This window comes from Hanstruepera ponticola (assembly GCF_002940745.1).
Taxonomy (GTDB): Bacteria; Bacteroidota; Bacteroidia; order Flavobacteriales; family Flavobacteriaceae; genus Hanstruepera; species Hanstruepera ponticola.
In genome coordinates this window covers 1707912-1720637 of record NZ_POTB01000001.1, presented here as the reverse complement: position 1 = coordinate 1720637, position 12726 = coordinate 1707912, and the positions used below count along the sequence as shown (strand labels likewise).

At 32.8% G+C, this 12726-nt stretch carries 14 protein-coding genes; 11 read left to right on the top strand and 3 right to left on the bottom strand.

Annotation, left to right across the window (positions count from 1 at the left end; translation table 11 throughout):
• Positions 1–89 precede the first annotated feature (89 nt).
• From C1S72_RS07815 to C1S72_RS07775, 9 genes are all read left to right on the top strand, one after another.
• Positions 90–596, top strand: coding sequence for a hypothetical protein (locus C1S72_RS07815; protein ID WP_104735058.1), 507 nt, complete (start codon positions 90–92; stop codon positions 594–596).
• A gap of 57 nt (positions 597–653) precedes the next feature.
• Complete coding sequence (locus tag C1S72_RS07810) at positions 654–2114, top strand: oligosaccharide flippase family protein (RefSeq protein WP_104735057.1); 1461 nt, start codon at positions 654–656, stop codon at positions 2112–2114.
• A 3-nt stretch (positions 2115–2117) separates the two neighbouring features.
• The gene (locus C1S72_RS07805; RefSeq protein WP_104735056.1) at positions 2118–2885 is read left to right on the top strand and encodes a DUF6090 family protein; all 768 of its coding nucleotides are present in this window, start codon (positions 2118–2120) and stop codon (positions 2883–2885) included.
• Complete coding sequence (dut, locus tag C1S72_RS07800) at positions 2866–3300, top strand: dUTP diphosphatase (RefSeq protein WP_104735055.1); 435 nt, start codon at positions 2866–2868, stop codon at positions 3298–3300. The genes C1S72_RS07805 and dut overlap by 20 nt, the downstream gene beginning before the upstream one ends.
• A gap of 119 nt (positions 3301–3419) precedes the next feature.
• Positions 3420–3650 carry a GIY-YIG nuclease family protein gene (locus C1S72_RS07795; protein WP_230401635.1) on the top strand — a complete coding sequence of 77 codons (231 nt, stop codon included), beginning with the start codon at positions 3420–3422 and terminating at the stop codon, positions 3648–3650.
• A 70-nt stretch (positions 3651–3720) separates the two neighbouring features.
• Positions 3721–4737: a sugar phosphate nucleotidyltransferase gene (locus C1S72_RS07790; RefSeq protein ID WP_104735054.1), complete on the top strand. Its 1017-nt coding sequence runs from the start codon at positions 3721–3723 to the stop codon at positions 4735–4737.
• 41 nt (positions 4738–4778) lie between these two features.
• The gene (locus C1S72_RS07785) at positions 4779–6140 is read left to right on the top strand and encodes a tetratricopeptide repeat protein (RefSeq protein WP_104735053.1); all 1362 of its coding nucleotides are present in this window, start codon (positions 4779–4781) and stop codon (positions 6138–6140) included.
• Between the two features lie 2 nt (positions 6141–6142).
• The gene (locus tag C1S72_RS07780) at positions 6143–6922 is read left to right on the top strand and encodes a DUF4292 domain-containing protein (protein WP_104735052.1); all 780 of its coding nucleotides are present in this window, start codon (positions 6143–6145) and stop codon (positions 6920–6922) included.
• A 47-nt stretch (positions 6923–6969) separates the two neighbouring features.
• Positions 6970–8151, top strand: coding sequence for a murein hydrolase activator EnvC family protein (locus C1S72_RS07775; RefSeq protein WP_230401599.1), 1182 nt, complete (start codon positions 6970–6972; stop codon positions 8149–8151).
• A 29-nt stretch (positions 8152–8180) separates the two neighbouring features.
• Here the strand turns inward: C1S72_RS07775 and C1S72_RS07770 are convergent, their stop codons facing one another.
• Positions 8181–8690, bottom strand: a complete 510-nt coding sequence (locus C1S72_RS07770; protein WP_104735050.1) for an acyl-CoA thioesterase — start codon at positions 8688–8690, stop codon at positions 8181–8183.
• An 83-nt stretch (positions 8691–8773) separates the two neighbouring features.
• Positions 8774–9712 carry an HU domain-containing protein gene (locus C1S72_RS07765; RefSeq protein WP_104735049.1) on the bottom strand — a complete coding sequence of 313 codons (939 nt, stop codon included), beginning with the start codon at positions 9710–9712 and terminating at the stop codon, positions 8774–8776.
• A 104-nt stretch (positions 9713–9816) separates the two neighbouring features.
• Here C1S72_RS07765 and dprA point away from each other — a divergent pair, with 104 nt between their 5' ends.
• Positions 9817–10920, top strand: a complete 1104-nt coding sequence (gene dprA / locus C1S72_RS07760) for a DNA-processing protein DprA (protein ID WP_104735048.1) — start codon at positions 9817–9819, stop codon at positions 10918–10920.
• Here the strand turns inward: dprA and trpS are convergent.
• Positions 10917–11885, bottom strand: coding sequence for a tryptophan--tRNA ligase (gene trpS / locus C1S72_RS07755; protein ID WP_104735829.1), 969 nt, complete (start codon positions 11883–11885; stop codon positions 10917–10919). The genes dprA and trpS overlap by 4 nt on opposite strands.
• A 100-nt stretch (positions 11886–11985) precedes the next feature.
• On the opposite strand from trpS, the gene C1S72_RS07750 reads away from it, so the two are divergent.
• Positions 11986–12723, top strand: coding sequence for a lysophospholipid acyltransferase family protein (locus C1S72_RS07750; RefSeq protein WP_104735047.1), 738 nt, complete (start codon positions 11986–11988; stop codon positions 12721–12723).
• The last annotated feature ends 3 nt before the right edge of the window (positions 12724–12726 follow it).

The following is a 12726-nucleotide window of genomic DNA, read 5'->3' as shown; positions in this document are numbered from 1 at the left end:
GTATTATTAAGCCTTACTTACGAGTAAGGCTTTTTTTATGGTATTAATTTTGAAATTGTATATTTATTAATCTTAAGAAATTAAAACAAATGAAATTCAAGTTAATACCGTATGCATTGAGCTTGTTTTTTTTCGCCACAAGTCTTACACAATGCTCAAGCTCTAAAACAAATAATAATCAAGGATTTGTTGAGTTTGAAACAAAACCATCCTTTGTTCTAGGGGATGTGTTTTTTCAAAAATGGATTGCAGGTGTTCAAGGTGGTGGATCAGGATATCATTTATATATGATTGTAAAAGAAAATAAAAAACATGTTGTTTTTGACAGTGCTTATTTTCGAGGATTAAAAGCAAAACTCACACCAGCAAAAATAGGATATATAGCCAGTTTTAAATCAGCTTTAAATCAAAAATCAGACATAAAAATGAGTGGTGAATCGCTAGATGAATATGGAAATATTTTTCCTCATCAACTAGAATCCAATGAATGTGTGATTAGCTATTACGAAAAAGATAAAATAAAATATTTAAAGCTTGATAGTATTATAGAAAAGCAGGCTGAATACTACCCAAGAAGACCTCCTAACGAAGAATAACTAATCTTTGGTTAGCGTTTACTAAAAACGTATTTTTAGCAGAATAAACACGAACTTTTGGCGGCATTAAAAACTCTTTTTAAACAAACAGTCATTTATGGTTTAGCAACAGTATTGCCACGAATGTTAAGCTTTCTATTAGTGCCACTTTACACTACCAAAGGCGTTTTATCTTCTGTGGCAGAATATGGTCAGGTTAATGTTATTTTTTCTTGGTTTGTATTGTTTAATGTGGTTTTGGCTTATGGTATGGAAACAGCCTTTTTTCGATATTATAACAAAGAACAAAATAAAGACAGCGTTGTAGGTACATCTACTATTTCTTTGGTTATTTCTTCTTTCGGCTTCTTTATTCTGGCGTTACTGTTTCAAAATCAGATAGCTGAATTCATTGATATTAACGTTAAATATATCAATCTTGTAATTTGGATTCTTCTACTAGATGCATTGGTCATTATTCCTTTTGCATGGTTACGTGCTACGCAGAAACCTATGCGCTATGCTGTAATTAAAATCTTGAATGTTGCAGTAAATTTGGGGCTTAATTTATTTTTCTTATTAGCGTTAAAAGATTTAGCAACAGATGATAATATTTTCGAAACAATCTATAAGCCTAATTTTGAAATCAGCTATATTTTCATAGCTAACTTAATAGCAAGTGCATTAACATTGTTGTTAATGGCATCCTTTTATGTTAAAGTAAAATTCACTTTTGATAAACAGTTGTGGAAACATATGATGTGTTATGCTTATCCCGTGCTCATTGCAGGCGTGGCTTTTTCCATCAATGAAACATTTGATAGGATTTTGTTAAAAGAATTATTACCAGAGAATATTGCCGAAACGCAAATAGGTATGTATTCTGCTTGCTATAAACTAGCACTGTTTATGACACTGTTTGCAACAGCTTATAGATTAGGAATTGAGCCTTTCTTTTTCAGTCATGCTAATTCAGAAAACCCACAAAAAAATTACGCCAGAATATTAGAGTTTTTTGTTGCAGTTGGTTCAGTAATATTCCTGACCGTTGTTGTTTTTGCGGATATCATAAAACCATTTATAGTTAGAAGTGAAGATTACTGGGAAGCCATGTGGGTTGTACCTATTATACTTTTAGCCAATTTCTGTTTAGGCATTTATCATAACTTATCGGTTTGGTACAAAATAACTGACAGAACAAAATTTGGTGCTTATATTTCGGCTATAGGCGCTGTAATCACATTAGCAATTAATATTTTATTTATAAAAGCATTCAGTTATAAAGCCTCGGCAATTGCAACTTTAGCTGCTTATGCAGTTATGATGGTATTATCATACTACTATGGGAGAAAATATTACCCAATACCTTATAATATCAAGAAAATAGCGTTGTATTTGTTTGTGTCAGTTATGTTTTCGTTTATAAGTTTTTATCAATTTAGAGACTATAATGTCATAGGTATTAGCCTCTTAATTGTATTTTTGGGAATTGTTAGTTATTCTGAAAAAACGATTATAAAGCAATTTTTAAAGCGTTAATACATGATAAAATTCTTCAATAAAATGCGCAAGCAACTTGTAAATGACAATCAAACAGGGCGTTATTTAAAGTATGCCATTGGCGAAATTATTTTAGTGATGATTGGTATTCTATTGGCGCTTCAAGTCAATAACTGGAACAATAATCGGCAATCAAAAAGAGAAGAATTAAAAGTGCTTAAAAGCCTTCATAAAGAGTTCAATGAAAATCTCACAAATTTTGATAGTGCCTATAGATTTCACTTAAAGCGAAAAGAAGCTATTGAAACAATGATGACTTCTAATCCAAGAGAACTATCTTTAGATAGTTTGAGAAGTTTGAATCAAATCATTAATAATAATTATACCTTTGATCCATTTCAAGGTATTTATAATTCAGTTATTAATTCAGGAAAGATTGAGTTGATTTCTAATGACTCTTTAAAAATAAAAATCGCTAGAATTCAGGATTTGTTAAATGATTATAAAGAAGAAGAAACAAATACTATGGGGTTTACCCAAAATAATCTTTACCCCTTTCAAATAGAGCGCTCTAAAATTAATTTTAATATTTCATACAATACCAAAGAAAGTTCAATAGATGAACGTTTAGAGTTTAAACAAAACCTGCTTCAAGTAATAGAGTCAGATAAATATGAAAACTTATTGGTATATGTATACGGCTATATGAGGGGCATTTTTATAGAAGGTCCAGTTTTAAGAAAAAAAATATTATCTATCATCAATTTATTAGAATCAGAAATCGAAAAAAATGAAAATAAAAATAATTAATAAATCTAATCACGCGTTACCACATTATGAAACTATTGCTTCGGCAGGAATGGACTTACGCGCGAGTATTTCAGAGCCACGAGTTTTAAAACCACTGGAACGAAGTATAGTAGGCACAGGTTTATTTATAGAATTACCAGTAGGTATTGAAGCACAAGTAAGACCAAGAAGTGGTTTAGCCGCTAAAAAAGGCATTACAGTACTTAATGCGCCAGGCACTATTGACGCTGATTATCGAGGTGAAGTTGGTGTCATTTTGGTAAATTTATCAAATGAAGACTTTACCATAAATAATGGAGAACGCATAGCTCAATTAGTAATAGCCAAACATGAACGTACTGAATGGGAAGAGGTAGAAAACTTAAGTGAAACAGCTAGAGGAGAAGGTGGGTTTGGCAGTACTGGTGTAAAATAATTCCTGCGGAGGCAGGAATCTCGTTATAAGTAAAAATGAAACTTTGGCAGGTCTATATTATGGCAAACAAACCAAAAGGGGTTTTGTATATTGGAGTAACAGATAATATATAGGAGCGAATTAAAGAGCATAAATTGAAAGTTTACCCCAAAGCATTCACCTCTAGATATAATTGTAATAAATTGGTTTATTTTGAAGAGTTTGAAGAAGGATTTGATGCAATAAAGAGAGAAAAACAATTCAAAAAATGGAAAAGAGATTGGAAGATAGAACTAATAGAAGAAATGAATCCAAGTTGGTCAGATTTAAGTACTAATTGGAATCTGAATTTTAATACATTAAGAAAGTAATAAAGAGATTTCTATTTTTATAGGAATAAAGTTTAATTAAAAAGATACCTGCTTTCGCAGGCATAAAATCATGAAAATAATAGTACCAATGGCAGGACGAGGTTCACGATTAAGACCTCATAGTCTAACAGTTCCAAAACCATTAATTCCAGTTGCAGGCGAACCCATTGTTCATAGGTTGGTAAAAGACATAGCTAAAGTTATTAATCAGCCAATTGATGAGATTGCATTTGTATTAGGTGATCCTGCTTTTTTTGGCGATGACGTTGTAAGTAGTTTAAAGGCTTTAGCCGAATCGTTAGGTGCAAAACCATCTATTTACAGGCAAGACAAACCTTTAGGCACTGGACACGCTATAATGTGCGCCAAGGACTCGTTGTCTGGACCAGCTGTAATTGCATATGCTGATACGTTGATTAGAGCTGATTTCAATTTAGACCAAGAAGCAGATTCTGTAATTTGGGTAAAACAAGTAGACCAACCTGAAGCCTATGGTGTCGTAAAGCTTAATGATAAAAACGAAATTGTTGAGCTAGTTGAAAAGCCTAAATTCTTTGTTAGTGACTTGGCGGTTATTGGTATATACTACTTTAAAGATGTTTCCGTTTTAAAAGAGGAATTACAACATGTTTTAGATAATAATATTGTAAATGGAGGTGAGTACCAAATAAATGATGGTATAAAAGGTATGATGGCCAAAGGAAAGATTTTTAAAACTGGCCAAGTTGATGAATGGATGGATTGTGGTAATAAAACGGTTACAGTTGAAACCAATGCCAGGATGCTAGGATTTTTACAGGATGATGGTGAACAGCTTATAGCACCTAGCTTAAAAATTGAAAACTCCAAAATTGTCCAACCGTGTTATATTGGTAAGAATGTTATTTTAAAAGATTCAACAATTGGACCCTTTGTGTCAATTGGTGATAATAGTACTATCGAGTCTTCAACCGTTAAAAATAGCTTAATTCAAACCCATACAACAATTAAAAACGCTAATTTAGATGAAGCTATGATTGGTAACCATGCTATATTTGATGGCGATTTTTCAAAAATCAGTATTGGTGACTATTCCGTTTTGGAATAAATTTTGAATTGTTGTTCTGAATACAGGTAAGAACCTCATATATGAAACATAAAACCTACATTTTTTTCTTTCTTTTTGGACTATTTTTAGTTCCCCAAACTAATTTTGCCCAAATAGATTATAATAAAACCCCTGATGACGATTTAGGCGAAGTTGAAGATAACAAACAAGAATATTTCTTTGAGGCACTTAAACAAAAAGGCATTGAAAATTATGATCGTGCTGTTACCGCTCTTCTAAAATGCATTGATATTGACGATTCCCAATCCGTTTTTTATTATGAACTAGGTAAAAATTATAACAAACTAAAAAACTTTGGTGAGGCAGAAGATGCATTAAAAAAAGCGGTTAAAATGGAGCCTGATAATGAATGGTACCTGGACGAACTTTATGATATTTATGCGCAGCAAGATGATTATGACAAGGCTATAAAAACAGTAAAACAGTTAGTAAAATATCACCCTGATTATAAAGAAGATCTGGCAACTTTATACGTTAAGACGAAGAACTATGATGAAGCGTTAAAAGTTTTAGATGAGATGGATGCTGAACTAGGCTTATCAATGACTAGAGATATCATAAGAAATCAAATTTATGCAGCAACAGGCAGAAAAAAGGAACAAATAGAAAACCTTGAGGAGCGTGTTGAAGACAACCCTGATGAAGAGTCTAATTACTTGGCTTTGATTTACAGGTACAGTGAAAATGGTGAAAAAGAAAAAGCTTTTGAGACTGCAAAAAAGTTATTGGAAATAAAACCCAACTCGCAATTGGTACATTTGGCTTTATACAAGTTTTATCTAGACAATGAAGATGCTGATAAAGCTATAGAATCCATGAAAATTGTTTTACAAAGCTCCAGAATAAAGCCTGATGCAAAAATGATGGTATTGGCAGATTTTGTAAAGTTTGTTGCAGCAAACCCGGAATATGAAAATGACCTTGTTGAAACAACCTCTATTATTACTGAAGATAATAATGGGACGTCTTACTTGGAAGTTGCTCAATATTTTTTAAAAAAAGGCGAGAAGGATAAAGCACTTAATTATTATCAAAAAGCTCTAAAACTTGATAGTGACAATTTTGGAATTTTAAGAAATATTTTGTTGTTGCAATTAGATTTGAAAAATTTTGAAGAAGCCGAATCCGTGAGTCGGGAAACCCTTGTAAAATTTCCATCGCAACCTGTTTTTTACCTAATAAATGGTGTGGCGCTTAATGAATTAAAAAAACCTAATGAAGCTCTAGAATCATTGGAAACAGGATTGGATTATATTATTGAAGACGACCAAATGGAAGCCGATTTTTATCAGCAAATGAGTGTGGCTTATACACTTTTAAACAATACTGTAAAGGCAAAAACGTTTAGTGATAAAGCTAAACAATTAGAATCCTCAAATTGACAATGAACATAAGACTTAATATAATTGCTGTATTTGGAGTGCTTTTAGTACTTGTTTCAGGTTGTAAATCTGCTAAAACTATTACAGACGGACAAAGCAATTTAGGCTTGTCCTCAAAAGAAGTGATAAAAGCCAATGCTAAAAAATCTGCTAATTTCAAGACACTTCAATCCAAGGTAAAAGTTGTCTATACTCAAGAGAATAAGTCACAATCACATACAATTACCATGAGGATTCAAAAAGACCAAGTAATTTGGCTTAATTCAGCTTTGAACCTCATTCGTGCCAAAATCACTCCTGAAAAAGTAAGCTTTTATAATAAACTGGACAACACCTATTTTGATGGCGATTTTAGCTACTTAAGTGATTTACTAGGTACTGAATTAGATTTTAAAAAAGTTCAAAATTTATTATTGGGTGATGCTTTGTTTGAATTAGATAAGTCAACTTATAATATGTCCATTCATAACAATGCTTATTTATTTCAACCAAAAGAACAATTAAGACTCTTTGAATTATTTTATATTATCAATCCGTCACATTTTAAAATAGATTCACAGCAATTGGCACAAACAGGTGATACATCACGATTTTTAGAAATTGACTACCTAAATTATCAAGAAGTAGATAAGCAAAGTTTGCCAGAAAACTTAAAAATTTTAGTTTTGGAAGATGGTGAAGAAACCATTATTGAGATGGCTTTTAAGTCTATAAATTTAAATGAAGATTTACGCTATCCTTTTAAGATACCCTCTGGGTTTGATAAAATAAGCCTGAACTAACTATGCGACCTTCAACCAAAATAACGCTGCTTTTTACACTGTTTTTAATGACAGTAAGCCTATGCTTTTCACAAAGCAAAAAACAGCAGGAATTGGAACAAAGGCGCAATGAGTTACGCAATGAAATTAAACAAATAAATGACTTATTATTCAAAGACAAGAATAAAAAGAAATCGCAAACTACCTTAATAGAGGATTTAAATTATCGTGTAAGCGTGCGAAAAAATTTAATCTTGGTAACAAACCAGCAAGCTAATTTACTCACACGTGAGATTAATGACAATCAAAATAAAATTACTGAATTAAGAGATGAACTGGCAACTCTCAAAGAGAATTATGCCAAAATGATAGTCACTTCTTATAAAAGTAAAAGCGAGCAAAGTCGTGTCATGTTTTTGTTGTCCTCCACCAATTTTAAACAGGCTTATAAACGTATTCAGTATTTAAATCAATACACTAATTATCAAAAAGAACAAGGTGAAGCTATAAAAACTAAAACGGCTAAACTTCAAGAAATCAATCAGGATTTATTAAGACAAAAAGCAGACAAGCAAAAGCTAATAGATGAAAATCGTGTGGCTCAAAAGGAACTTGAAAAAGAGTTGAGCCAGCAACGGGAACTCATGGCTGCAATTAATAAAAATTTGAATAATTATACGGCTCAAATTCGTGCCAAACAACGTGAAGCAGATAAAATTGATCGTGAGATTGAAAAGATTATTCGCGAAGCTATAGCAGCATCTAATAAAAAAGCAGGTAATACAACAAGTACATCAACTAGTTTTGCTCTAACTCCTGAAGCTAAAGCATTGGCTAAAGATTTTGTTTCTAACAAGGGAAAGTTATTATGGCCAGTTGAAAAGGGTGTTGTAAAATTGCGTTATGGTAAACAACCGCATCCAGTGGTTAAAACAGTAACCATTCAGAGTAATGGTGTACGTATTGCTACGGAAAAAAATGCTGATGTTCGCGCTATTTTTAATGGTGAAGTTATGCGAATTATTACCTCGAAGAATGGTAATCCAACAGTTTTAATTCAACATGGTAACTACATAACAGCTTATTCCAATATGGCAAAAATCTACGTTAAAAAAGGGGATAAGGTTTCTACAAAAGAAGTTATAGGACAAGTATTTACAAACCCTTCCAATGGAGAAACTGTTTTAAACTTCTCCATTTTTAAAGAAACCAAAACCGTTAATCCAGCAGAATGGATTTATCAAATGTAGAATTTTTGTGAAGTAGGAGTTTCAAAAAACTACTCGAACAAAGCCTTCAACTCTGTAGCTTCATTAGGTTTCATTTTACCAGCTAAAACCAAACTTAATTGTTTACGTCTTAAAGCAGCCGCAAAACGTTCCTTTTCCAAGTCGGTTTCAGGCGTAATTTCTGGAACTTCAACTGGGCGACCTGTTTCATCAACAGCTACAAAGGTGTAAATGGCTTCATTTGCTTTGGTGCGTTGTCCAGATTCACGGTCTTCAATCCAGACATCTAAAAACACCTCCATAGAGGTTTTAAAAGCACGCGATACTTTGGCTTCAACGGTTACCACACTTCCCAAGGGTACAGAACGATTAAAAGCCACATGGTTTACAGATGCGGTTACCACAATACGACGACTATGACGTCTGGCGGCAATACTGGCACAACGATCCATTCTAGCCAATAATTCACCACCAAATAAATTGTTTAATGGGTTCGTCTCACTTGGCAAAACCAAGTCGGTCATTATGGTTTTAGTCTGTTTAGGTGTTTTTGCTGTCATTATCAATAAATTTAATGAGTGCAAAGGTAAGATGAAAAAATCGTAAGATTATAGCTTTTATGTTATAATAATACTAATATGAGTTAGTCTAACTCCTTAACCAAAAGCCAAGCATCTGAATTGTGTGTGCGCTTGATGTTTCGTAAAGCTGTTAAAGCTTCCAAACGATCTTCATAACTAGCATATACAACTTCGTGCAGACCATATTTATTAACTCCTATTTTACGCGCTTTAAACCCTTGTTCTTTTAATTGAGATACTTTTTTGTCACTATTCTCTTCAACTCTAAAAGCACCAGCAATAATGTGATAATTGCCAGATTGTTTTGTGACATTGAGTGTAACAGCAGGTAATGGATTATCTATAACAAAAGTAGCTTCTTGAATCTTGCTTTCTAATTGCTCACTTGCCTGTTCTTGTGCTAATTGATTATGTGCATTAATATTATCTACATAATATTTTGAGGCACCCAAACCACCAACTGTTAGAGCTATAAGAGCAACAGCAGCATATTTTAAATAAGGACGCGCTTTGCGTTTTTCAGGTGTAACGGTAATTGGAATAACTTTTTCAATAGCTTCAACCGCTTCTTTGTTAGCTTCTCGTGTAATGTCTTTTGAAGCAAATTGCGATAACCCGAAGGCATCTGTTAAATAATTTAGATGATATGAAGGCTCAAATAAAATTTTGCCTTCAGTGTTTAGCGACAAACTTCCAATATTATGAAAATCTATAGTTTCACCTTCAATTAAATATGATTTCAAATACTTAACCCGCTTTTGAATACGCTTTGAAGCTTCTTCAAAAGGAATCTTCTCAACATCTGCAATATAGTGCGCTAGTAAGCCGTCATTTTTTTGAATTTGCTCGTTAAATGACAGCATTTTTTTTGGTGGATAAAAGGCATGAGTCGATTCGTGAATGGTAGCAGAAACTCGACGCGTTAAAAATGAGCCGAATTCAGGAATAGTCACACATTCATAACGGTATAATAAATCGCTGATGTAAGGTTCTAATTGCATAAAAACAAAGTTAAAAAAAATTGAAAGCGAACAAAAACTGCACTTCAGTATTTATTAACATCTCAAAATTTCTTTTCTTGTAGTTTAGAAATCAATTACATATCATGACAGAAAATCAGTTATTACCCATTTTAGCCTTGCAACTTGTGCCTAATATTGGTGATATTACGGCTAAAAAACTGATTAATCATTGCGGTTCAGCTGAAGCTATTTTTAAAGAAAAAAGACAAAACCTTTTAAAAATTGATGGTATTGGCAGTGTTGTAATAAGTGATTTATTTAACAAAGAACACTTTACAGCTGCTGAAACCGAATTGCAATTCATTCAGCAAAATCAGATTACTTGTTTATATTTTGCAGATACCGATTATCCCGAAAGATTAAGGCATTGTATTGATAGCCCTATTTTGATGTTTCAATCCGGAAATATTAATCTGAAAAATCAACGTGTTATTAGCATCGTTGGAACCCGAAAAATAACCAGTAGTGGTGTAGATTTTTGCAACAAACTAGTTGAAGAACTAGCAGTTTTTAATCCAGTAATAGTTTCTGGTTTTGCTTATGGGACTGATATTACGGCACAGAAAGCAGCATTGAAACATAATTTACAAACAATTGGGTGTTTGGCTCATGGATTGAATCAAGTATATCCTAAAGTTCATAAAAAATATGTTGCTGACATTGAAAAACATGGTGGGTTTTTTACCGATTTCTGGAGTAGTGATGCTTTTGACAGGAATAATTTTTTAAAACGAAATCGCATTATTGCAGGTTTAAGTGAAGCTACTATAGTTATAGAATCAGCTGAAAAAGGTGGTAGTTTGGTAACAGCAGATATTGCAAATTCCTATAATCGTGATGTATTTGCAGTTCCTGGTCGTGTAACTGATACGCAAAGTACGGGCTGTAACAATTTAATCAAATTTCAAAAAGCATATCTTTTATCTAACCCATTGGATATTCCGTATATGCTAAATTGGGAATTGGAATCTAAAGAAAAACCAACCGTTCAAAAACAACTTTTTGTAGACCTAACTGAAGAAGAACAAGTTATTTATAATTACCTTAAAGCAGAAGAAAAGCAACAATTGGATTTAATTGCCTTAGACTGCAAAATGCCCATTTTTAAAGTAGCCGGCATTTTATTAAACATGGAATTGAAAGGTGTTGTAAGACCCTTACCCGGAAAACTGTTTGAGGTTATTTAATACCCGGCCTTTTCCCGAACACGATTTAATACATCATTTGCTACAAGTTTCGCCTTTTCTGCTCCAACTTTTAAGGCGTCATCAATTTCATTAAGATTAGCCATGTAATGATTGTATCGTTTACGTGGTTCTGCAAATTTATCAACAATCAACTCAAAAAGCGCTTGTTTGGCATGGCCATAACCATAACCACCAGCTTCGTAATTAGTTTTCATTTGAGAAACCGCATCATCAGAAGCTAGAATACTGTACAATGCAAAACAGTTACAGGTTTTCCAATCTTTAGGATCTTCCAATGGTGTGCTGTCGGTTTTTATTGACATGATTTGCTTACGTAGCTTTTTATCATCAAGAAAAATATTAATAATATTTCCACGGCTTTTGCTCATTTTCTCGCCATCGATTCCCGGAATAAGCATGGTGTTTTCTTGTATTTTACCTTCAGGCAACACAAAAGTTTCACCCATTTTCGCGTGAAAACGTGAGGCCACATCCCGAGTCATTTCAATATGTTGCAATTGGTCTTTACCAACAGGAATAATATTGGCATCGTACAATAAAATATCTGCAGCCATAAGCATGGGATACGTAAACAATCCAGCATTGACGTCTTCCAATCTATCAGCTTTATCCTTAAAACCATGAGCTAATGTTAATCGCTGGTACGGAAAAAAGCAGCTTAAATACCATGATAATTCAGTTACTTGAGGAATATCACTTTGTCTGTAAAACACCGTTTTTTCAATATCCAATCCAAAAGCCAACCATGTTGCTGCTACAGAGTAAGTGTTGTGCCTTAACTCTTCAGCATTCTTTATTTGTGTAAGTGTGTGTAAATTAGCGATAAATAGAAATGAGTCGTTTTTAGGATTATTTGCCATTTCAATAGCTGGCATTATGGCACCTAAAATATTTCCTAAATGTGGTGTACCTGTACTTTGTATTCCTGTTAAAATTCTAGCCATATTCATTTCCCACTTAAACGGGAATCTTTTTAATTAAACTAAAAGCAAAGGTAATTTTTTTAGTATAATAGCTCAATTTATTTAAGTAGTTTTGAAACCTATGATTATATTCAAGTATCTATTTTGGATTTTATATCGTATTTGGTTTTATATTTTGGTTGCAATACCAATAGTGCTTCTATTACCAGTACTACTTATTTCCATTTTAAAAGAATCTTGGTATCCGTTTTTTTTCAAAATTGCAAGGGTTTGGGCTTATTTTATACTAATAGGTATGGGTTTTAGAGTTAAAATTGACCTTGATCAAAAACCTGAAAGGTATGCTAGCTATATGTATATTGCTAATCATACCTCAATGGCAGATATCATGCTTATGTTGGTGGCTTCAAAAAATCCTTTCGTGTTTGTAGGGAAAAAGGAGTTAGCAAAAATTCCGCTATTTGGATTTTTTTATAAGCGTACATGTATATTAGTTGATAGAAGTTCTGAAAAAAGTAGAAAGGCTGTTTTTTTAAGAGCACAAAGAAGACTTAAACAAGGCTTAAGTATTTGTATTTTTCCTGAAGGAGGTGTGCCCGATGAATCTGTAATACTTGATGATTTTAAAGACGGAGCATTTAGATTGGCAATAAATCATCAAATACCTATTGTACCATTTGTTTTCCTTGATAACAAAAAGCGTTTTAGTTATACCTTCTTTAGTGGAAGTCCAGGCTTAATGCGAGTAAAAGGACATAAATTCATTAACACAGAAGGTTTAAAAATTGAGAATACTAAAGACTTAAACCAGAAGGCACGATCTGTAATATTTGAAACATTACAGAATCGAACAAAATAAAAA